Raw genomic sequence first — 18,563 nt, 5'->3', positions numbered from 1 at the left:
AGACCATGGTTGTGAAGTTTTCCGTTCGATTCTCAAAGGAAACGACGATGACCTATGCCAGCTATCGCAGAATATTCCTGGAAACCCTCGCTGAGCTTTGCGACCTTACGCGAAACGGCGGCGTGGAATGCGACGTTCGCTGGAGTGCCGACTACATCGCGCGGCATTCGAAATGGTATCGAGTCCGCGGTGAAGGTGGCTCCGGAGAAATGACTTCCGAAGGCCGGGAACTGGATGTCTGCAGCGGCAGGGTAAGGCGACTGCCACCTTCCCTGCTGACGTTTGTCATGCTCGAGTTCGAGAGCAACGGCCTTATCGCCGCGTATACGGGTGCGCCCCTACCGTCTGCGATCATCGCCGAGAGTTTACTCGGTCGGGACGACACGCCGGAGATCGTATCCGTTTCAATTCGGAAGCGGAGCGTCGAAGACGGGCTGCTTCGGAGTGTGGCGACCTCGTTTGTATTCGTCGGGTTCGAAAACACTGCAGATGCCGAACAACCAAAGCTGATGATCCCGCTGGCGAAAACGCCGGAGATTGTGTCACCAATCTGGTTCCGTGACAGGACAACACTCCTCGAGCTTGCGACCGTATCCGCTTGATTAAATTGGTTGCGTCCCGTTTCGCCAATAGGCGACCGAAGGGCGCAAGAGGGAGCCCGAGACGTTCGGCTACAATTCCATAACGACTTGAAGGAGCTTGAAATGAACATCCGTTTTGGAGTCCCGGCCCGCCTGATTATGTCGGTCGTGTTCGCGGCCGGACTGAACGCGCCGCAAGCGGCAGCCGACGTTAAGGCCTTTCCTCCGAGCTTCATCCGGCAAGACATCACCATGAACGGCGCCGGGCAGTTTTTTCGGATTGGAGGCAGCGGCCCGGCAGTTCTCCTTCTCCATGGATTCGGCGACAGTGGCGACATGTGGGAACCTGTCGCGGTAGAACTCGCCAAATCCCATACCGTCATCATTCCCGATCTCCGCGGAATGGGTCTCTCCGACCATCCTGAAGGCGGCTATGAGAAAGCCAGCCAGGCCACGGCATTCGCCAAGGCGCTCTACGACATGGGGATCCAGAACTTCGATCTCGTCACCCATGACATCGGGAACATGGTCGGATACAGGCTGGCAATCCAGTATCCGGACAGGGTGACGAAGTGGGTGATCATGGACGCCCCGCTGCCCGGTCTTGGAAACTGGGACAAGCAGCTCGTGAATCCCAAGGTCTGGCATTTCAACTTCAGAGGTCCCGACGTCGAGCGTCTCGTTGCCGGACGCGAGCGGATCCTTCTGGACCGTTTTTATAACGAACTGTCGGCGGATCCTTCAAGGATCGATGAGCAGACCCGCAATCACTATGCGGAGCTCTACGCCCGCGGGCGCCATCCACGATGCCTTCGGCGGCCAGTTCGCGGCGTTTGCACAGGACGCCAAGGACAACCGGGCGATCTTTGCCGAGAAGGGAAAGCTGAAGATGGCGATCCTGGCGGTCGGCGGAGACCATTCCTATGGGGAACACATGAAGGACGAACTGCTTTCCGTCGCTGAACGTGTCCGCGGCGCGGTCATCAAGGATTCCGGCCATTGGATCATGGAAGAACAGCCTGACCAGGCCGTCGCTCTCATCACTGAATTCATAGGCTCGGATTGAGCCTCTCCGATCCCAGTATCCGTTCCAGGGACATACCGTCGGCATAAGGAGACATTCATGCGAAACGACCCCGCCGAAATCCTCCGTGAATTCCTCGATGGCGCGTTCCACCCTGCACGGGCCGAGAGCCTGGTTTCTCCCGACGCAGTCTTGGTCGATCTGCCGCCAACGAGGAACGCCGTGCGTCGTGCCGCAGGATCAGGCACGCTTGTCGGCAAGAATGCGTTGCTAAAGGCTACCATACAGCTTCTCCTTTGCCACAGCTCTGGCGAGCTGGCCTTCAACTCGCTCTTCGGCTCCGGAGGAAGTGTCGCCGGGTTCGGCACAAGGGTCAGATGCGCGGCGCCGGACCTATCGACGGCCAGTGCGCCACTCTCCATATGGGCGACGGCGTCGACGGGTCGCGCCCGGCTCCTCCGATACATGGAGGTCTGCGTTCGGCTCGATGGTCAGGGATCACGACCCGCTAGAGGGGCACGCCCGGAGCCTGCCGCCGCCAGACCGGAAGGCTCCGTCATCTACCTGACCTATAAGCGTTGAAGGCGGCGCCCCAGATGTCGAAACCTAATCGTCGCTCGGAAGAGAGCTATTCCGGGTTTCCGGCTGCAGCCGTGTTCTTTGCCATGATCTTCGTGACTGTCACGCTGGTTTTCCGCGGGCACCTATTCGAGGGAAGCCTGCGAGCACGGGTCTATGTGCCGAGTTCTCCCTCGGGATTGGCCCTCACGCAGCAGCCGGCCTGCCCGCCTTCCGTCTGCCCGGCTCAGTTACCCAGATGACGGACCTTCTGGTTCACGATTATCGGGTCCAGCTAACGATCATCGTACTCGCCAGGATCGTGACGAGGATTTTCGGGCGAGGATCAGCGCCGACGAAGGTCGCGCTCAACGCTGCATTCTTTGCCGCGTTGACGTTCGTTCTCTTCCTGCAAGGACTCGCGCCATACGAAGCACTCCCTCCGGGAGAGGATGGCATCGGCCGCGCCGCTGCAGGGTTCGCGAAAGCCGTCTGGTGGATATCGGGATCGATGCTCCTAGTCAGCCTGATCCGGTTGTTTCTCATCTTCGAGCGAACGCCGCGCGAGGGGCGACTCCTACAGGATATCCTTGTCGGAATGGTCTTCGTCGGGACCGCGCTCTCGATCATCTCCTACGTTCTGCAGATCCCGGTTGGCACCTTGATTGCAACGTCGGGCGTATTTGCCATCGTTCTCGGCCTTGCCTTGCAGAATACCCTCGCCGACGTCTTCTCAGGCGTCGCACTCAATCTCGGGAAACCTTACCGCATCGGGGACTGGATAGTCCTCGATGACGGCATCCAGGGGCGGGTCGTCGAAACCAACTGGCGAGCGACCCACCTGCTTAGCGGGACGAACGACCTCGTTATCGTTCCAAACAGCGCCCTTGCGAAGGCAAGACTGGTCAACCAGAGCAGTCCCGACGAAACGCACGGAATATCCCTGGTTCTCCGGGTCAGACCGACCCACTCTCCCTTGGTGATCGAGGACGTGATGCGGACTGTGCTTTCGAGCAGCAACCACATCCTCAAGCACCCGGAACCCTCGGTGAGGATCACAGCGCTGGACAGCATCGCTGTCGAAGTCGAACTGGTATGCAGGGTGAAGGATATCTCGCGAACCATGGCGGCGAAGAATGAACTGTTCGACCTCGTTTTTCGGCACCTGCGGGCTTCCGGCCTCAGGCTTGCGGCTCCTGCCGCGGCAGCAGGGTTCCATGCCCAAGACAGCGAAGAACGCGACCGAGGTACGCCATGGCGTCTGGTCTCATCCCTTCCGTTGTTCGGGAGCCTGACGGAGGAAGAGAAGGAGACACTGGCCGGATCGCTCGGAAAGCGTATTTTCGAAAGGGGATCAGTCATCGTGTCTGAAGGCGAGACCGTGCGGGGACTAGCTATCATTCGAAGTGGCGTCGTGGTCGTAGAGAGAGAGGTTGCCGGGTCGACCGTCGAACTCACGAGACTTTCTCCACACGACTGCTTCGGTGAACGTGGTGTCCTGACAGACACCCCCGAGACGGCGACCAAACGAGCACTGACCCCGGTCGTGATCTACGAAGCCCCGCAGGATATTTTGCGGCAGATCATGGAGACCCGAAAGGGAGTTCTCGATCATCTTGGGCTGCTCTCCTTCAAGCATACGGAGCATGACAACCACGTCATGGCCGATAGGGTCAAGTCGAGGGAGCAGCCCACATATTCCTTTGCGGATCGCATCCGCCACTTGTTCGACATGTCGGAGGACGGCTGATGAAGCGCGATTGCGGGGGACGGAGCGAAATGACGATCGAGGAGATGATGGCGGATCCTCTCGTCGCCCTGATGTTGCAGGCCGACGGCATCTGCAGCGTCGCTTTCGCCAAATTTCTCCAAGCGACTGCTGAGGATTTCGCGGCATCGGGGCGACGAAGGTTGGGCGCTTCATGCGCGCTCGGCCATTTGCGTCCATTTCATCCAAAGGACGGCCACATCATGCAGGGGATGCTTCCGAAGACCGTCTAGGATCGTCAGCGGTTGGCTGGAGGCCGAAAATGCGAAGCCAAGGGGTTTATGGGCAGAGACTCGGGGATCATTTTCAACTCGAAAGCGCGCCTTCGATCGTCACGACCAGTTTGAAACGATCGGAAATAGGCATCACCCACATTCGCTGCCGACGGCCCAGCCTGACATCTCCCATTCCAACGGAAGACGCGTATCTCGTCGCGTTCCAGGTCGAGGATTGCCTGGAGCACGAGCTCTGGATCAATGGCCGGGGCAGCGGACAGTTGCCGTTGTTTGCAGGACAGACCTCGATCTACGACTTGCGGGTCGACCCGATCGCATTCGTTCGCGAGACCTCGAATTGCGTGATGTACTACCTTCCGAAGGCGGCGTTCGACACGCTTGCCGAGGAGAATGGTGCGATCTTCAGCGAGCTGAATGCTCACGAAGGCCGTCCGAACGACGACCCAGTAGTGGCGAGCCTCAGCGCCGCTATCCTTCCCGCCTTCCAGACCCCGGAGTACGCAAGCCAGCTCTTCCTTGATCACTTGGCGCTGGCGGTCGCAACGCATCTTGCCGGAGGCTATGGCGATCTTCGCATATTGGAAAAGGGAATGCCGACTTGGCTAACGCAGAAAATGGAACGGCGGGCCAAGGAATTGATCGACGCCAACATTGCCGGAGAGGTGCCTCTGGCGCAAATAGCGCGCGAGTGTGGCATGTCCGCACGGCACTTCGTTAGTGCGTTCAAGCAGACCGTCGGGGTCGCGCCACACCAATGGATGGTACTCCGACGATGCGAGCGTGCGAAAGACCTGCTGCGGTCGACGTCGCTCACGTTGGGCGAGATCGCGCATGCCTGCGGGTTCGCCGATCAGAGCCATTTCACACGGTCATTTTCCCGTCTCGTGTTCGCGACGCCGGGTGCATACCGCCGGTCACACTGGGAGGTCTCGACATGAAGGAAAACGGAGCCTACGGCGAGACGCTGCGGCGTACATTCAAGACCGACACGGCACCCTCGTTTGTCGCTCGGACCTTGAAGAACGCCAAAGTGGCGGTGACGGAAATCCGCTGCGACAAAGAGGACACCGGTCTCACTGAGCCGATCCCCGTCGAAGATGCGTTCCTGGTGACGATACAGCTCCGCGACGTACACTCCCATGGACTGTTTATCGACGGCCGCCGGGTACAGACTGATTTCCTTCCTGCCGGAACAGCGAACATCTACGACCTGCGCTCCTCGCCTGTCGCCGACAGCATCAGCACGTTTCATCACCTGAGCTTCTACCTGCCGCGCGAGGCTCTTCTGGAAGTCGCAGAACGAGAAGGCCTGCCAGACGTAGACAGTTTCGATCATTATCCGGGACTGGGCGTGAAGGATGTCATCCTCCACAATCTGGCGCGGGCGATCCTTCCGTGTTTCCGGGCTCCACGGGATTCGAACCGCCTGCTGGTGGACCACGTCAGCATTGCAGCCACGGCTCATGCGATCAAGACTTATGCGGGATGCAGGATCGGGACAACAACGATACATCGCCTGTCACGTGGTCAGGAAGCTCGGACGAAGGATCGCATCGCGGAGCATCTCGACGGCGACCTGTCCCTTTCCGAACTATCTACGGAGGTCAGCATGTCGCCGCTTGATCTAGCTGCATCCTTCGAACTCAGTGCGGGAATGACTATCCACCAATGGCGGGCCAACCTTCGGGCAGAGCGTATACGACGTCTGATCGTGCGGGGATACGATCTGCAGACGATCGACCGAATGTTGGCAGGATGGGAATCTCAGCGCCTCAGCAACGATCACGAGTAGGCCGCTCCAGCAGGCTATCCCATCTCTGAACATCTGAATTTGCAGGCCTTCCGCGCACGACTCCGATGCGCGACCGCGACCGGGAATCCTATTCGTCCGGAGTGGTCAGATCGCGGTCGTCTCTGGTCCCCAGCAATGTCAACCTACACTTCGATTTCGCCATCGAAAGCGCACTAAAGGCACGGCGCTTGTGCTGCTCTCCAGTGCAATGACCCCGGCCCGTTCTCTCGCGAGACATCGGAGCGGAAAAAGCCGTTTGGCATTGCAACGAGCCTTCGCCGATGGCAACTTCCCCCACCCTAGTCTTCGCTCTCCCGACAGGACAAGCCATTTGCCCGATTCTGGAGGTCCTGGTCGTTCAATACGAGGCGTCGATCCTTCCCCTCGCGCTGGCCGCGCTCGCGGCCCGCTTCGCGTCTACGATCATTCCTGTGACCCTGCTTCGGAGAGGGTACGACTTCGTCCGCGGAACCGTGATCGTTCTCGTCTGGGGAGGCCTGAGGGGCGGCATCTCGATCGCGCTCCCTGCCGGAAACGCCCTTCAAGGCGGCCCTGCGTGCTAGCTGCGACCTACGCGGTCGGATCTTCACGATCGTCGTGCAGGGGCTGACGCTGGGGAACATCGCCACCCGCGCGTTGCGGACGTCCGAGGCTTCGCGCAAAGGAGACGGGATATCTAGCCTGAGTGGACGACGCGCATGCATGTCAGAAAGAAGTGGCTCCCATACGTGATCGCGGCCCTGGTTCTGCTTGCCGTGGCGCAGTTTGCGGTCAGCGGCGCCGGCGTCGCGGGATGGTTCGGCCCCTGAGCCTCCTTCGATCAGGCTCCCTACACGGGTGGCGGAGCGATGGTGGGGCCGACGGAAAAGGCCAGGTACAGCAATCCGGCGACCGCGACTGCGGTGACGGCAAGGAATATCGTTTGAGAGGGACGCATTTGGCTACCTCCTGTGGGAGGAGACAATACGCGGCCCGGTTCAGGCTGCGCATCGAACAGATAAGACGTCTCACGCTCTATTCAAGCCTTCGTCAGAACGGACGACGCCTGTCGATTTCGCTAGGCAAACCAATCTCCAATCCTTAGTTATGAGGCAGGCGTGTGCTGCGTGCGCCGGGGATTCCCCTGATCGACGGAGACTGAGATCAACCTCCATCGAGGGAGAGAACCCGTGTCGAAAACAATCCAAGGCCGCATCCATTCCACACTCCGTAAGTTTCTCGACAGCGAGGCGTCCGGTGGCCTGATCCTCATGGCGGTGGCTGCGCTGGCTATCGTCGTTGCAAACTCTCCCGTCGCCGACGTCTACTTTCACGCTCTGGATGTCTACCTGGGTCCGCTCAGTCTCCGGCACTGGATCAACGAAGCTCTGATGAGCGTCTTCTTCCTTCTGGTCGGCCTCGAGATCAAGCGCGAGATGCTGGATGGACAACTGTCGAGCTGGAGCAGACGAATCCTTCCAGGCGCCGCCGCGGCGGGCGGAATGGCGCTGCCCGCACTGATCTACATCGGCTTCAACCTGTCCGACCCAACGACCCTGCGGGGATGGGCGATTCCGACCGCGACCGACATCGCGTTCGCTCTCGGCGTCCTCTCCCTTCTCGGCGACAGGGTGCCTGCCTCGCTGAAGATCTTCCTGGCGGCGCTGGCGATCATCGACGACCTCGGCGCGGTGATCGTCATCGCCATTTTCTACACTGCAGACATCAACGTCCTTGCACTTGCCGTCGCAGCCGTCTTGATCGGAAATCTGGTGATCCTGAACCGGGCCGGCGTGAAGAACATCTGGGCCTACCTGGGGCTGGGTGTTCTTTTGTGGATCGCCGTCTTCCTGTCTGGGATTCACGCCGCGCTCGCGGGCGTGGTCCTGGCGCTTGCCATTCCACTGAAAGTCACGCCCGGCGCGCCTGAAGCCTCGGACGAGGACTCTCCGCTCCACAAGCTGGAGCACGCGCTCCAGAAGCCGGTGGCATTCTTCATCGTGCCGGTATTCGGCTTCGCAAATGCCGGCGTCTCCTTTGCAGGCGCGTCCGCAAGCGTACTGGCGGAGCCAGTGACCATCGGCGTCGCCGCCGGCCTTCTCTTCGGGAAGCTTGCAGGCGTGCTTGGAACCGCGGCGCTCCTGGTCAAGTCCGGGTTGGCGCAGCTACCCGCGCGGGCGACCTGGTCGCAGATGACGGGTGTGTCGCTGCTCTGCGGCATTGGCTTCACGATGAGCCTGTTCATCGGACTGCTGGCCTTTCCCGATGCCTCGTCTCAGGAGCACGTGAAGATCGGAATCCTTGCGGGCTCGCTCGCCTCCGGCGTAGCCGGGGCCGCCGTCCTGATGGCCTCGGCCCGGATGAGACAACCGGCGAGCCGCTGACCCAGGTCTCGGGTGGCCTCAGGTCCGGGAGGCGAGCAGTTCCTGCAGTCTGCTTTTATCTGTCACGCCGATCTGAAACCACTTCAGCAGTTCGCGCGCGACGTCCAGCCCCTCCTCACTGTCCGGTTCGATGCTCTTCGTCAGGCAGTAGTCCTTCGCCAGGTTCTCCACCATGGAAACGTCGTCCGGCCCAAGGGATGGCGATCGCCTTCAGAATGCGCTGGACATAGCGTCCTCCATGGTTCGGCACGGAGCGATCCTACCCCGATCCTGCGCCTTTTCAATTGTTGGGGGTGATCTTCGGGCGCCTTTGGCATTAGAAGGATTCATAACCTGCGTCACGTATCGAGTCCGTCATGCCAAGCCGTTACCGCTATTCCAAGCTCCTTCGCCGTTCCCGCGTGATTTGGGGTTCGTTCTCGCTCTGGAAGCCACGACTGGTTTTCTGGTGCGGGGCGCTCGCCATTGGCGTGATCAGCGTCGGCTTCGCCAAGCTCGCGGATCTGGCGCAAAACGCGTTTGGATCACTTACCTCTTCCGGCGAATGGACCTTCCTGCTGCCGCTGGTGCTGACGCCCGCGGGCTTCATCCTGTCGGCCTATCTGGCGGCGACGCTGTTTCCGAATTCGGGCGGCAGCGGCATTCCGCAGGCGATCGCCGCCCGGCACTTGCACGACGCAGAGGACCGGACGCGGCTGCTGTCGCTGAAGATAGCCTTCGGCAAGATCGCGCTGACAGTGCTTGGACTGTTCTGCGGCGCCTCGATCGGCCGCGAGGGTCCGACGGTGCAGGTCGGCGCTTCGATCATGCTCGCCGTCGCCCGCTTTGGCGGCATGGCGCAGGCGCGTGGACTGATCCTGGCGGGTTCGGCGGCAGGTATCGCCGCTGCGTTCAACACGCCGCTGGCCGGTATCGTCTTTGCCATCGAGGAAATGAGCCGAACCTATGAATCGCGGGCGAACGGGCTGGTGCTGACGGCCGTCATCCTCTCCGGTCTGGCTGCACTCGGGCTTTCCGGCAGCTACAATTATTTCGGCATGGCGTCTGCTTCGCCGACCGAGCTTCGTGACTGGGGACTGGTTTTGATCTGCGGCGTCGGCGGCGGGGCTCTGGGTGCTGCCTTCAGCGGCTTTGCACTGCATTTCGGCCAGAAGATCCGCCGCTGGGCGCAACCACAACCGCTGAAACGCATGCTGGCACTTGCGGGCGTCTGCGGGCTGGCAATCGCTGTCATCGGCGTCGCATCCGGCGGCACGACCTTCGGCACCGGTTACGAGCAGGCGCGCGGTGCCGTCGAAGGCAACGCCCTGCCCCTGCTGTTCTTTGTCGAGAAGCTTGCAGCCAGCTTCCTGTCGATGCTCTCAGGCATTCCGGGCGGCATCTTTGCACCGTCGCTCGCCGTCGGCGCCGGGTTCGGCAGCACCGTTGGCTCTCTCCTCGGCACCAGCATCGCCCTTCCAGCGATCCTCGGCATGGCGGGTTACTTCGCAGGCGTAGTGCAGGCGCCGATGACGGCCTTCGTCATCATCCTGGAAATGACCGGCGACCATCAGGCCGTTATCCCGATCATGGCGGTGTCGATGATCGGCTACGTGACCTCGCGCATTCTTTCTCGCGAGCCGCTCTATCACGGCCTGTCGCGCGTCTTCATCGCCGCGGCCATACGGGCGCGGCGCGCGGCGGAGAAGGAACCGGAGTCCTCTCGAACCTGACACAGACGGCCCACGACCATTTGCGAGCGGCTTTGGAGGCTAAAAGCCATATGCAGGAGCAGACAGTGAAACGAGAAGCCAGTTGTTCCTGCGGCCAGCTTTCCATCACGGCCGAGGGAGAACCCGTCAATATCTCCGCATGCCACTGCCGGGAATGCCAGCGCCGCACGGGCAGCGCGTTCGGGGTGGCGGTCTTCTTCGAAAGGGAAAATGTGGCGGCTTCTGGGGCCTCGAACAGTTACACAAGGTCGGGCGACAGCGGGAGATCAATCGAGTTCAGGTTCTGTCCGACCTGTGGGTCGACGGTCTTCTGGATGCCGGAGTTCCGGGAGGATCTCGTCGCGGTCGCACTGGGATGCTTTGACGAGCCGTCGTCCCTGGTTCCGACGCAAAGCGTCTACGAGGAGAGTCGAATGGGATGGGTGGGGTTCGACCTGCGCGATGGAGAGTGACACTCCCGCGAGTCCTATAGCCGCGCTCCCAACCGGCGCAGACCGCTCGCGATATTGTCATTTTCCTCACGTCCAAAAATGAATTAATATCACGGCATGATATTTTCAGCCGCAGCGATAGGCCTGAAGCTCATCGGGTTCGTTACTCCTGCCTTCCATAGGCCGCCGGAAGCCCCGACAACAGACGCCCGTGAGCTTGTGGCCGTAAGCCTCATCCTTGACGAGTGGTGCAGGCGCTCGGGGGTCAACCGCAGCGATCCGAAGGCTTACGCCACTATCGCAAGGATCGTCGCGCTTCGAGAGGGTGGAAGAACCATCGAGGAGGCGCGGTCCGAGATCTTTTCGGCGTCCACGGACGCCGAACACATGATAAGGGAGAACAGATGCAGAGATTCGATCTGGTGGATCGTAAAACCGCCCCGGCCTATCCGGGGCACGTCATCGTCGTCGCGGGCGACAACGTCAAGACAACCGGCGAACTCGCGATCAGAGGTCAGCCTCATCAAGGCCAGGCGGGACCCCTCGAAGCCGCAATCCATCACGCCCTGCTTGTAAAGCAGAGGGACGCGTTACCAATTGCGGTGAAAGACGATCTGGGCTTGTGGCCGCCAAGGCTTGGAGAACTCGTACCCTGGATCCCGTGAAGTCGGCTGTGATGGCGGTCCTTATATCGGCTTTCAACGCGAGCGCAGGCTACCCCCACGATCGCAACCCAAAGGTCTGCCAGACGTCCGTCAGTGAACCGTCGCAGAGGACGACGCGTTGATCTTGGTCGACGCCACGCCGACGAAGGTGCCGATCAGCAGCGTGGCGAGGTCGTCCTCGGATCGGTAGCCATCGTTGTAGAAGTCGATCGCGGCGTTGCAGAGAACGTCCCAAACATGGTGGTCATGCTCGACTTCGTAGTAGCGAAACCATTGGTCGACGGCGCTCGCCAGCAACAGCACCAGATCTTCCTCACTCTCCAGTCCCATCAAACCTTCTCGCTCCACCGCTCAACTATGCTTGTCGTTGGCGGTGACTTTGACGGCAGCGGCCCGCAGCCTCTCCATGTCGGCCTCGACCTGCATCACCGTGGCCGCACGATCGAGCGCCTCCTTCGAATGCCGCAGGGCGTTTGCATGAAACTCCGGGCCGAGCGTTGAAAGCGTTGCGAGGGTCTTCTGAAGTCGAAGTCCGACTTCAACAAGGACGGCGCCGTCGCGGGCGATCGGCGTGAACAGGTCGTCGAAAAGGTCGGCTACCGACAGTGTCGCAACATGGAGGCGGGGATAGGCGACCTTGCCCGGCGCCTCGTGGGTCGCGTCATGCCAGGAGAAGAGGATCCGCATCGCGCGGGAGATGACGTCGATTGCGGTCCCCGGATCGTTGACCGCAGGAGACAAAGCGCGCGATGCGATCTCTGTCAGTACCGACGCTCCGAACCGCGGGTCCTGATCGAAGGAGCGGACGTCGCCGATCGAAAAGCAGGCCGCGGCACGATCCAGAACATCCTCGCCGGCGGGTCCGCGCAGCCATCAGAGCGGCCGGGCGGGCGACGCCAGCATACCGGGTATCGCCACGATGACCAGATCGCAATCCGTCTCGTCGGCGATCTTTGCCAGTGCCGACGCGTCGACGTGCTGCACGTAGCCGATCTCATCTGCGAAAAACGGCGTGTCGCCGGTCAGGGGCGCAAGGATTTCTCCCTCGAGCGCCCTCCCACCGAAGTTGGGAGATTTCCGCCAGGCTTTTACGGCGTCGAGCGTCGCCTCCTCCACACGGCGGGTCGTCTCGGTCACCCGGCCCAGTCTGGACAGGTGGTCGATCCATCTCAACAGGGTCACCACGATGAGCACGATGACGCCGATCGTGACGACGAAGAGCACCAGCCGGCCCTGCTCGCCATAGGCGCCCGTGGTCAGGGCGACGATGCCGACGAGGCTGAACAGAAACGATCCGACGAAAGTTGCCAGCACGTTCTGCGTCGTGCTGTCCTCCATGACGAGACGGGTCGCGCGAGGGGTGACGTTGCTTGTCGCTGCCGAGTAGGCCGAGACCATCGTGCTGAGCGAGAAGGTCGTGACGGTGAGCATGCTCGAAGCGATGATGCCGAGGATGTTGTCGACGGAGTCCGCGCCGATCTTCGTCGACAGGTCCGCCGGGATGTAGGGTGTGACGACGATCGCCAGGAGGGCGGTGGCGACCGCCGCGATGGAGAACAGCGTCGCCCTGAACCAGATCCGCCGCGCCAGAACCGATATCGACCAAATCAAGCGCGAGCTCATGGCATCCCCTTCTTCGAGAAAAGGTCAGATAGCTTCGGGGCATGGAAAGGCAATCGCTCGGATGCTTCGGGCCTGAAATCGAGCTAGAAAGAACCGCTTCGGCGGCTCAGCGTCCTGCGGCGGTGCTTGTCCAGAGCATTTACGACGGCGCAAAGGCTATCGGCGACGCCCTGGTCCAGTCCGTCGAGGAACCGTCCGACGTAATCCGCCGGCCAGCCGGTGAAGACGTCGAACACCGTCCAGGTGCCATCCCCTTCGAGCCGCACGTCGAAACGGTCGGTCTCATATGGCTGCGTTCCAGGCCTGCGTTTACCAAGCACGATGGAATTTTCTCGCGACGTCACGAAATAGGCACAGTCTTTTTGCCACCATCGGGAGACTATGGTTCGCGAGTGATCAGCCGACGCCGGTGCTTTGCACCGTCTCCCGCATCGGCCGCACTCGCGAACCGTTCTCCTGGCGTGGTTCGTCATTTATATCACATCATGACATTTTGGAAGGACTATTCGCATGCCTCGATCGAGACGCCGGACTTCCGGCCTGGCTGACGAAGTCTATGATGGGCTCGCAGGATTCCGGCTCGCCATGCGGCGGTTCCTGTCGTTCAGCGAGGCGGCGCTCGCTGAGGCGGGGGTGACGTCCCAACAGTATCAGGCTCTTCTGGTCGTTCGCACGGCGCCAGACTGGCAGGTGAGGCTTCGCGATCTTGCCGAACAGATGCTGATGCACCACAATGGCGCGGTCCAACTCGTTGACCGCATGTGTTCGGCAGGTCTGACAGAGCGGATACCCGCCGAGGACGACAAGCGGAGCGTGTTGATCGCCATGACAACCAAGGGCGAGAAGGTTCTTGAAGCCCTGGCGAAGATTCATGTCGAGGGTATGCTCGAGAACGAACCACTCCTGGCCGAGTCCCTTTCGCGACTGCGACAGGTGACCGAACTCGCCTGAACGGCGTCACCATTTTTTGAGCACAACGTGTTTGACCTCTCCTCTCAAATTTGTATCATGGCATGATATAAACCAGAGGAGAACAGCTATGCAAAATGGCGAAAGTGGCTGGTCGGGATACCGGCCTTCCAAGACTCTTTGGGGTTGGTCGATCGTCGGCGCCTCGGCGTTGACGATGGTGCTCGGCTTCACCTGGGGCGGCTGGACAACGTCCGGCAGGGCAAACGTCATGACCGAGATTGCCGTCCGCAACGCGAAGGCGGATCTGGTCGCAAGCATCTGCGTGCATAACTTTGTCACCGCGAACGACGCAGAGCATAATCTCAAAGCCCTGCAGGCGAGGTCCTCGTGGCAACACGACGACTTCATCACCGAAGGCGGCTGGGCGCAGATCGCGGGGATCGACGAGACCGTTACGAACGCGGCCGACGCGTGCGCCGACCAGCTCGTGAAAATGAAGGAACTGCCGCAATCGGGAGGAGATGCGCCAGTCACCGACAGCTAGAGTTAGGTCGGACGTGATGAGATGTCCGATCCGCGCGAGGCCCGTCCGAAATGATTTCGGGCGGGCCATTTTCTTTGAAAGAGCTCCTACCTTCCGTCGCCTGTGGCCTCTTGCAGCGCGAGCAGTATCTCCTTCGTCATGAGATGTGCGGCCATCAGAACTGCTGGAGACAACGGCCTTCCATCGCGGGCGTCGCGACAGATCTTGAGGAGGCCGACGAGCTCGACCGGGTTCTCGATGAAACCGTCCAGCGCCTCTTCGACGTCCCTAGGGAACCGCGATCCTACATCGGAGGCGACCTCGCCGTCCTGGTTCAGCACTCCCCACTCGATGAGAATGATTTCCAGCCCGCCTACCCAGAGACCGAGTTCTGCGCGTCTATCGATCATGGTGTCGCCTCCCGTCGTTCACGCGAAGACACGCATCCCTTCCGGCGGCGAGCCACGCCCGCCCTCGCGAATTGTCCTCAGGTACTCAAGCACGCTACCGATCAGTTTCGGCTGTGCGGGTTTCGATATCAGATCGATGACTTTCGAAAGATCGGTGACGATCATTTCGGGATTGGCCGTGACCATGACCACCGCGACGCCGAAGTCGTTCGCGAGATACTGCGCAATCCTCGGACCGGTGGCCCCGTCGCGGAGGTTGACGTCGACCAGCGCGATGGTCGCGAACGGGGCGAGCCGCTGCGCGCTCTCGAAACTGTCGGCAATCCCCACGACTTCGTAGCCGGAACTCGCGACGATATCTTGAACATCCGCCGCGATCAGCGCGTCGTCCTCCACGATCAGAATCTTTTCCAAAGCCATCCACCTCCCGCAATCGTTCATCCTGCATTCAGGATTGACATTATGGCTGAACGGCTAAAGAATGTCATCACATGATACAAAGGAGCGAACCATTGACCAAGAGCGCCGTCCTTTCCGCCGTGTTTGCAAGCTACCTCGCGGTCATGTTCGCCATCGCGTCGATCCCCGCCGAGCCCCCTTCCGAAGTGTCTCAGGCCGCACTGGTCCAGACCTCGAACTGAGCGATGAGATGTGCGGAACCGTGGGCGGGATAACGCGTTGACGGTTGATCATGTCCCGTGACGTCAAACTCTTTCTGGCGGGTGTCGCCCTGTTCGTCGTCGTAATCTGGTGCGGGGCGATCTACGTCCTTCTGCAAATCTGACGGTCACCTATATCATCATGTGATATATTCTACGGCCGGTGGAACCGCATGGCGTCGGGTTCATTACTCAATAGAAGGAGTTTTGATCATGCAGCGTTCCCAACAAGAACAGAGGCCTCTTCCATCAGCAACCGAAACCGAGGTCGAACACAGCTATGACGTCGGAAGCCTGCGGCGACGCTACGGCATCGGCCGACATGAAGCAGAGCGCCTTCTGCAAAAGTTTGGGAACTCGAAGCACGAACTGGACCTGCTGCTTTCGTGCAACGGGCGAACCCCGTCACACCGTCTTCGAGAGCTTGCGACACCTGACAGAAAAGCCGCATTCGGGATCGGGTGAGCCCTGTTTCATTTGCAACGAGCGACCCGCTCCAACGCAGCCGTTACCCCTGAAAGCGAATAGCTGTAGCTGGTACGCGTTCCTCTCGCCGACGTCGCCTGCAAGGTCATCTGGCTCCCGGATCGAAGCGCGTTGATGAGTTCGGGTTCTTCTGCCACATCGGCGACCCAGGCTGTGCTATCTTTTACGAACATCTTGAACTTCTTCTCGCCAACCGAAACCTGCACCGGCGATCCGGCCGGCACGGCGTAGCCGAGGATTGCCTCTGGCTCGTTGGCGCCGCCTTTTTCCGAGGGCGCGATGAGGAAGTAGTTCTTACCGTGATTGACGTCGGCGGGTCTAGCTTCCTTGGGCACCGACAGCGCGTAGCACACGGCCCTTCCGTCTCTCTTGAAGGAGTAGGCGCCCCAGTCGCCGGTCTGGGAGACCATTGTGGCCGCAGCGTGGGCGGTAAAGGGCATCGATACGGCGAAGAGGAGGCCGGCAAACTTCTTCATTGTTTTCCTTCTTAAAGTCAGATCAGGGTTCGCGACGAACCATTGAAGTCGAGCTGCCCGCTCGTTTACCGCGCAGAAACCTGACCTCTTCGGAGGTAACGCTCCCATTCACGACGACGCCTTCCCAGATCCTGTTGCCGAGCTGGCAGGTGACCAGGAATCCATCGCTCCCGGCCGCGGCCGTGGTGGAAACTGAAAGGAGGTTCTGCAAGCGATATCGCTGGAACTCTTTGGTCGAAAGGCCCAGGCGGTCCGCAAGGATCTCGTCAGTCGGCAAACGCCGGGGATTGATTGGATCTGACACGATGACGTCGAGCTCCGGTCACAACAATATCATTCCGTGATATAAATCATCGTGCGCCAGCGGTTCAACCCCTTTTAGACGAGAAATTCGCAGGCGCGTTACGATGCGGACATTCGTCATCGCTTCCAACCGTGGTTCGAATTGACGACATGACCGCCGATGGATAGCGGTTCAACGATGGGCGGCTCCTCGCCAGCCTTCAATCGTTCATGCGGCGCCGCCAACCTATCGCCCCTTGGACCACGGCTGCGACCGGCTCTCGGATGTCCACCCACCTCGCCCAGGTTATCAGTCCATCATTCGGGAAATTCTCGCTGCACGCTCCTTTGATGGAACGCGGGAACACGACATCTTCGTTGAAGACACCCTCCGTCTCATGCGTGTCGACGACGACAAGATGCGCCTGATATCGATTCATGATCTCGATGGTCACCGCTGCGGTGCTTGCAGTGAAGACCGTCGCCCCGGAATGCGAGAGCGCGCTTTCATCGCGGCGGGCGACGTCGGAGCGGTGCTGGACGACGACGATGAATCCTTCCAGAGGCGGCGCGAACGACGTCGTTGGGCCGATCCATAAGGATGCAATGCCCGTACTCCTCCTCACGGAAGAAGAGACCGATCTGGGGCTGCGTGCGCCCTGGAACGAGGCAAAGGAACTCGCACGCCCGGCACCCAACGACGCGATAATGGTCACGTCGCGGGAGGCCTACGGATGCAGCATTATCTCCAAGGAAGGAGAACCACTGCAGGCCAGCCTTCTTTGAGTGAATTGTAGACAGACATGGTTGCCGGACGGTAGTTGATGTCGCTAGGCAGACTATTGGGGTTTGTCCTCGTCCTACCCGTCGAGCGCGTCCAACACCTCCTTGCTCCATAGTTCCAGTCGCGAGGCAAGTTGATCGGTAAGGATCAAGAAGGCCTTGCGGTGTCGCACGAGGATCTCTTTTGACCGATCAAGCTGCTCCTGCAGAATTCGGTCGACTCGTGCCAGCAGCATCGGATCGAGTTGGCAAAACGCCTCTAGTGGCGACGGCTGAGGTCGCCGTAGGAGCCAGGCTTCTCACCCATCCCATAGGATCGCTCCAATACGACAGCCGTCTTCGTCGCCTCGAAGAGATCGGATCCATCGTTGCCTGCGACACCGTCATCGTGGCCACCCAGGAACACCTCCTCCGCAGCCATGCCGGCCATCGTCATGGCAAGGTACATTCTATTTAGTAATGCGACACATAGGCCAGTTAGCGATGCGACAGTCTCGCCTCTCGAGGTTCTGGTCAAAGCCAACGTTGGGAGCAAGGATGACGACCTTCAACCTGGTCGAGACCATGAGCGGTCGGAGTCGTCATGTCCTTTATGATCACCATGTCACAGAAAGAATTGCATCGCCTCGAAGTCATCCAGAAGATCCGTGATGAACGCCTGAGCGTTGTCCAGGCTGCCAAACTGCTCGACCTCAGTCGAAGTCAGGTCCACAGGTTGCTGCAGGCCTACGACCGGGATGGTCCAGCCGGCCTCGTTTCCAAGAAGCGATCGCAGCCGAGCAATCGACGCCACAGCGAGGATTTCCGCAATGCGGCGCTGGATCTGATCCGCGAGCGCTATCTCGATTTCGGTCCGACGCTGGCGCGCGAGAAGCTGACTGAGCTGCATCAGATCTCGGTTGCCAAGGAGACGCTGCGGCAATGGATGACCGAGGCCGGTATCTGGATCTCGCGCAGGGAACGCAAGAAACGGGTTTTCCAGCCACACGGCCGGCGCGACTGCTTTGGCGAACTGGTGCAGATCGATGGGTCGCATCACTGGTGGTTGTCTAATCGCATTCCATCCGTCAAGCTGATTTGAGCATTCGATGTCCTTGCCGGCTTGCGAGATAGGCAACACGGCTGAACTGATTAATTGGATCTGCCCTCTCCGGCCGTGTCCTTCAGAGCTATCCAGTGCTGGGAGCAGGGTTGTCTCCGCGGTCGACAAACGCCGCCGCACAATGGTCTTCGCAGGTGGAATCTTCCTAATGTTCGAGGCGCAGTCTCAACGAGCTGC

The 18,563-nt window shown here is 60.3% G+C and carries 26 protein-coding genes and 3 pseudogenes; 19 read left to right on the top strand and 10 right to left on the bottom strand.

Going from position 1 to position 18,563, the window contains the following annotated elements; genetic code table 11:
- Positions 1–47 precede the first annotated feature (47 nt).
- From AC1D2R_RS29145 to nhaA, 11 genes are all read left to right on the top strand, one after another.
- Positions 48–602, top strand: coding sequence for a hypothetical protein (locus tag AC1D2R_RS29145; RefSeq protein ID WP_477972921.1), 555 nt, complete (start codon positions 48–50; stop codon positions 600–602).
- 102 nt (positions 603–704) lie between these two features.
- On the top strand, positions 705–1,544 hold the full coding sequence (locus AC1D2R_RS29140) for an alpha/beta fold hydrolase (RefSeq protein ID WP_477972919.1): 840 nt from the start codon (positions 705–707) through the stop codon (positions 1,542–1,544).
- Positions 1,516–1,647, top strand: a complete 132-nt coding sequence (locus tag AC1D2R_RS29135) for an alpha/beta fold hydrolase (RefSeq protein WP_477972917.1) — start codon at positions 1,516–1,518, stop codon at positions 1,645–1,647. Before AC1D2R_RS29140 ends, AC1D2R_RS29135 begins: the two co-directional genes overlap by 29 nt.
- 57 nt (positions 1,648–1,704) lie before the next feature.
- The gene (locus AC1D2R_RS29130) at positions 1,705–2,187 is read left to right on the top strand and encodes a hypothetical protein (RefSeq protein WP_477972915.1); all 483 of its coding nucleotides are present in this window, start codon (positions 1,705–1,707) and stop codon (positions 2,185–2,187) included.
- Positions 2,188–2,201: 14 nt separating this feature from the next.
- On the top strand, positions 2,202–2,426 hold the full coding sequence (locus tag AC1D2R_RS29125; protein ID WP_477972913.1) for a hypothetical protein: 225 nt from the start codon (positions 2,202–2,204) through the stop codon (positions 2,424–2,426).
- A complete protein-coding gene (locus AC1D2R_RS29120) occupies positions 2,423–3,913 on the top strand; it encodes a mechanosensitive ion channel family protein (protein ID WP_477972911.1) in 1,491 nt (496 codons plus the stop codon). The genes AC1D2R_RS29125 and AC1D2R_RS29120 overlap by 4 nt, the downstream gene beginning before the upstream one ends.
- Positions 3,913–4,164, top strand: coding sequence for a hypothetical protein (locus AC1D2R_RS29115; RefSeq protein ID WP_477972909.1), 252 nt, complete (start codon positions 3,913–3,915; stop codon positions 4,162–4,164). The genes AC1D2R_RS29120 and AC1D2R_RS29115 overlap by 1 nt, the downstream gene beginning before the upstream one ends.
- Before the next feature lie 110 nt (positions 4,165–4,274).
- Complete coding sequence (locus AC1D2R_RS29110) at positions 4,275–5,105, top strand: helix-turn-helix domain-containing protein (RefSeq protein WP_477972907.1); 831 nt, start codon at positions 4,275–4,277, stop codon at positions 5,103–5,105.
- The gene (locus AC1D2R_RS29105; protein ID WP_477972905.1) at positions 5,102–5,959 is read left to right on the top strand and encodes a helix-turn-helix domain-containing protein; all 858 of its coding nucleotides are present in this window, start codon (positions 5,102–5,104) and stop codon (positions 5,957–5,959) included. The genes AC1D2R_RS29110 and AC1D2R_RS29105 overlap by 4 nt, the downstream gene beginning before the upstream one ends.
- A 281-nt stretch (positions 5,960–6,240) precedes the next feature.
- Positions 6,241–6,522, top strand: a complete 282-nt coding sequence (locus tag AC1D2R_RS29100; protein WP_477972903.1) for a hypothetical protein — start codon at positions 6,241–6,243, stop codon at positions 6,520–6,522.
- 606 nt (positions 6,523–7,128) lie between these two features.
- Positions 7,129–8,322, top strand: coding sequence for a Na+/H+ antiporter NhaA (gene nhaA, locus AC1D2R_RS29095; protein WP_477972901.1), 1,194 nt, complete (start codon positions 7,129–7,131; stop codon positions 8,320–8,322).
- Between the two features lie 18 nt (positions 8,323–8,340).
- Here the strand turns inward: nhaA and AC1D2R_RS29090 are convergent, their stop codons facing one another.
- A complete protein-coding gene (locus AC1D2R_RS29090) occupies positions 8,341–8,496 on the bottom strand; it encodes a hypothetical protein (protein WP_477972900.1) in 156 nt (51 codons plus the stop codon).
- Positions 8,497–8,678: 182 nt separating this feature from the next.
- Between AC1D2R_RS29090 and AC1D2R_RS29085 the strand changes: the two genes are divergently transcribed.
- The 3 genes from AC1D2R_RS29085 to AC1D2R_RS29075 all read left to right on the top strand — a co-directional run bounded on the left by AC1D2R_RS29085 (position 8,679) and on the right by AC1D2R_RS29075 (position 11,130).
- A complete protein-coding gene (locus tag AC1D2R_RS29085; RefSeq protein ID WP_477972898.1) occupies positions 8,679–10,034 on the top strand; it encodes a chloride channel protein in 1,356 nt (451 codons plus the stop codon).
- A 65-nt stretch (positions 10,035–10,099) separates the two neighbouring features.
- A complete protein-coding gene (locus AC1D2R_RS29080) occupies positions 10,100–10,486 on the top strand; it encodes a GFA family protein (protein WP_477972972.1) in 387 nt (128 codons plus the stop codon).
- A gap of 383 nt (positions 10,487–10,869) precedes the next feature.
- Positions 10,870–11,130: a hypothetical protein gene (locus AC1D2R_RS29075; RefSeq protein ID WP_477972896.1), complete on the top strand. Its 261-nt coding sequence runs from the start codon at positions 10,870–10,872 to the stop codon at positions 11,128–11,130.
- A gap of 90 nt (positions 11,131–11,220) precedes the next feature.
- On the opposite strand, the gene AC1D2R_RS29070 is transcribed toward AC1D2R_RS29075, so the two are convergent.
- The 3 genes and pseudogenes from AC1D2R_RS29070 to AC1D2R_RS29060 all read right to left on the bottom strand — a co-directional run bounded on the left by AC1D2R_RS29070 (position 11,221) and on the right by AC1D2R_RS29060 (position 13,073).
- Entirely contained in the window at positions 11,221–11,460 is a 240-nt protein-coding gene (locus AC1D2R_RS29070; protein ID WP_477972894.1) for a hypothetical protein, read from the bottom strand.
- 21 nt (positions 11,461–11,481) lie between these two features.
- Positions 11,482–12,753, bottom strand: a pseudogene (locus tag AC1D2R_RS29065) (DUF2254 domain-containing protein).
- Between the two features lie 83 nt (positions 12,754–12,836).
- Positions 12,837–13,073, bottom strand: a complete 237-nt coding sequence (locus AC1D2R_RS29060; RefSeq protein ID WP_477972892.1) for a hypothetical protein — start codon at positions 13,071–13,073, stop codon at positions 12,837–12,839.
- A 190-nt stretch (positions 13,074–13,263) separates the two neighbouring features.
- Between AC1D2R_RS29060 and AC1D2R_RS29055 the strand changes: the two genes are divergently transcribed.
- Together AC1D2R_RS29055 and AC1D2R_RS29050 are read left to right on the top strand one after the other, a co-directional pair.
- The gene (locus tag AC1D2R_RS29055) at positions 13,264–13,704 is read left to right on the top strand and encodes a MarR family winged helix-turn-helix transcriptional regulator (RefSeq protein WP_477972890.1); all 441 of its coding nucleotides are present in this window, start codon (positions 13,264–13,266) and stop codon (positions 13,702–13,704) included.
- An 88-nt stretch (positions 13,705–13,792) separates the two neighbouring features.
- Positions 13,793–14,209, top strand: a complete 417-nt coding sequence (locus AC1D2R_RS29050) for a hypothetical protein (RefSeq protein WP_477972888.1) — start codon at positions 13,793–13,795, stop codon at positions 14,207–14,209.
- Between the two features lie 86 nt (positions 14,210–14,295).
- Here the strand turns inward: AC1D2R_RS29050 and AC1D2R_RS29045 are convergent, their stop codons facing one another.
- Both AC1D2R_RS29045 and AC1D2R_RS29040 read right to left on the bottom strand, forming a co-directional pair.
- Positions 14,296–14,598 (bottom strand): hypothetical protein, encoded by a 303-nt coding sequence (locus tag AC1D2R_RS29045; protein ID WP_477972886.1) that lies wholly within the window; start codon positions 14,596–14,598, stop codon positions 14,296–14,298.
- Positions 14,599–14,616: 18 nt separating this feature from the next.
- A complete protein-coding gene (locus AC1D2R_RS29040; protein ID WP_477972884.1) occupies positions 14,617–15,018 on the bottom strand; it encodes a response regulator in 402 nt (133 codons plus the stop codon).
- A 92-nt stretch (positions 15,019–15,110) separates the two neighbouring features.
- On the opposite strand from AC1D2R_RS29040, the gene AC1D2R_RS29035 reads away from it, so the two are divergent.
- A complete protein-coding gene (locus AC1D2R_RS29035) occupies positions 15,111–15,239 on the top strand; it encodes a hypothetical protein (RefSeq protein WP_477972882.1) in 129 nt (42 codons plus the stop codon).
- Between the two features lie 491 nt (positions 15,240–15,730).
- Here AC1D2R_RS29035 and AC1D2R_RS29030 read toward each other — a convergent pair whose 3' ends face one another.
- Both AC1D2R_RS29030 and AC1D2R_RS29025 read right to left on the bottom strand, forming a co-directional pair.
- Entirely contained in the window at positions 15,731–16,219 is a 489-nt protein-coding gene (locus tag AC1D2R_RS29030) for an invasion associated locus B family protein (RefSeq protein WP_477972880.1), read from the bottom strand.
- Positions 16,220–16,722: 503 nt separating this feature from the next.
- The gene (locus AC1D2R_RS29025) at positions 16,723–16,941 is read right to left on the bottom strand and encodes a hypothetical protein (protein WP_477972878.1); all 219 of its coding nucleotides are present in this window, start codon (positions 16,939–16,941) and stop codon (positions 16,723–16,725) included.
- A gap of 133 nt (positions 16,942–17,074) precedes the next feature.
- Here AC1D2R_RS29025 and AC1D2R_RS29020 point away from each other — a divergent pair.
- Positions 17,075–17,287 (top strand): annotated as a pseudogene (locus AC1D2R_RS29020) (SOS response-associated peptidase); the annotation flags it as partial.
- Positions 17,288–17,361: 74 nt separating this feature from the next.
- On the opposite strand, the gene AC1D2R_RS29015 reads toward AC1D2R_RS29020, so the two are convergent.
- Both AC1D2R_RS29015 and AC1D2R_RS29010 read right to left on the bottom strand, forming a co-directional pair.
- Positions 17,362–17,520: a hypothetical protein gene (locus tag AC1D2R_RS29015; RefSeq protein ID WP_477972876.1), complete on the bottom strand. Its 159-nt coding sequence runs from the start codon at positions 17,518–17,520 to the stop codon at positions 17,362–17,364.
- A gap of 23 nt (positions 17,521–17,543) precedes the next feature.
- The gene (locus AC1D2R_RS29010; RefSeq protein WP_477972874.1) at positions 17,544–17,720 is read right to left on the bottom strand and encodes a hypothetical protein; all 177 of its coding nucleotides are present in this window, start codon (positions 17,718–17,720) and stop codon (positions 17,544–17,546) included.
- 147 nt (positions 17,721–17,867) lie between these two features.
- On the opposite strand from AC1D2R_RS29010, the pseudogene AC1D2R_RS29005 reads away from it, so the two are divergent.
- Positions 17,868–18,362: pseudogene (locus AC1D2R_RS29005) on the top strand (helix-turn-helix domain-containing protein); the annotation flags it as partial.
- Positions 18,363–18,563: the final 201 nt, after the last annotated feature.

The sequence above is a fragment of the Rhizobium sp. P1_C7 genome, assembly GCF_056406295.1.
The sequence above is the reverse complement of the archived record's forward strand: the minus strand, read 5'-3'. Positions and strand labels throughout refer to the sequence as shown.

Bases quoted from the DNA above. Each gene is read 5' to 3' on its own strand.
- AC1D2R_RS29145 (WP_477972921.1), top strand. From the start codon at position 48: ATGACCTATGCCAGCTATCGCAGAATATTCCTGGAAACCCTCGCTGAG.
- AC1D2R_RS29140 (WP_477972919.1), top strand. From the start codon at position 705: ATGAACATCCGTTTTGGAGTCCCGGCCCGCCTGATTATGTCGGTCGTG.
- AC1D2R_RS29135 (WP_477972917.1), top strand. From the start codon at position 1,516: ATGAAGGACGAACTGCTTTCCGTCGCTGAACGTGTCCGCGGCGCGGTC.
- AC1D2R_RS29130 (WP_477972915.1), top strand. From the start codon at position 1,705: ATGCGAAACGACCCCGCCGAAATCCTCCGTGAATTCCTCGATGGCGCG.
- AC1D2R_RS29125 (WP_477972913.1), top strand. From the start codon at position 2,202: ATGTCGAAACCTAATCGTCGCTCGGAAGAGAGCTATTCCGGGTTTCCG.
- AC1D2R_RS29120 (WP_477972911.1), top strand. From the start codon at position 2,423: ATGACGGACCTTCTGGTTCACGATTATCGGGTCCAGCTAACGATCATC.
- AC1D2R_RS29115 (WP_477972909.1), top strand. From the start codon at position 3,913: ATGAAGCGCGATTGCGGGGGACGGAGCGAAATGACGATCGAGGAGATG.
- AC1D2R_RS29105 (WP_477972905.1), top strand. From the start codon at position 5,102: ATGAAGGAAAACGGAGCCTACGGCGAGACGCTGCGGCGTACATTCAAG.
- AC1D2R_RS29100 (WP_477972903.1), top strand. From the start codon at position 6,241: ATGGCAACTTCCCCCACCCTAGTCTTCGCTCTCCCGACAGGACAAGCC.
- AC1D2R_RS29090 (WP_477972900.1), bottom strand. From the start codon at position 8,496: ATGGTGGAGAACCTGGCGAAGGACTACTGCCTGACGAAGAGCATCGAA.
- AC1D2R_RS29085 (WP_477972898.1), top strand. From the start codon at position 8,679: ATGCCAAGCCGTTACCGCTATTCCAAGCTCCTTCGCCGTTCCCGCGTG.
- AC1D2R_RS29075 (WP_477972896.1), top strand. From the start codon at position 10,870: ATGCAGAGATTCGATCTGGTGGATCGTAAAACCGCCCCGGCCTATCCG.
- AC1D2R_RS29070 (WP_477972894.1), bottom strand. From the start codon at position 11,460: ATGGGACTGGAGAGTGAGGAAGATCTGGTGCTGTTGCTGGCGAGCGCC.
- AC1D2R_RS29055 (WP_477972890.1), top strand. From the start codon at position 13,264: ATGCCTCGATCGAGACGCCGGACTTCCGGCCTGGCTGACGAAGTCTAT.
- AC1D2R_RS29050 (WP_477972888.1), top strand. From the start codon at position 13,793: ATGCAAAATGGCGAAAGTGGCTGGTCGGGATACCGGCCTTCCAAGACT.
- AC1D2R_RS29045 (WP_477972886.1), bottom strand. From the start codon at position 14,598: ATGATCGATAGACGCGCAGAACTCGGTCTCTGGGTAGGCGGGCTGGAA.
- AC1D2R_RS29040 (WP_477972884.1), bottom strand. From the start codon at position 15,018: ATGGCTTTGGAAAAGATTCTGATCGTGGAGGACGACGCGCTGATCGCG.
- AC1D2R_RS29030 (WP_477972880.1), bottom strand. From the start codon at position 16,219: ATGAAGAAGTTTGCCGGCCTCCTCTTCGCCGTATCGATGCCCTTTACC.
- AC1D2R_RS29025 (WP_477972878.1), bottom strand. From the start codon at position 16,941: ATGAATCGATATCAGGCGCATCTTGTCGTCGTCGACACGCATGAGACG.
- AC1D2R_RS29015 (WP_477972876.1), bottom strand. From the start codon at position 17,520: ATGCTGCTGGCACGAGTCGACCGAATTCTGCAGGAGCAGCTTGATCGG.
- AC1D2R_RS29010 (WP_477972874.1), bottom strand. From the start codon at position 17,720: ATGACGATGGCCGGCATGGCTGCGGAGGAGGTGTTCCTGGGTGGCCAC.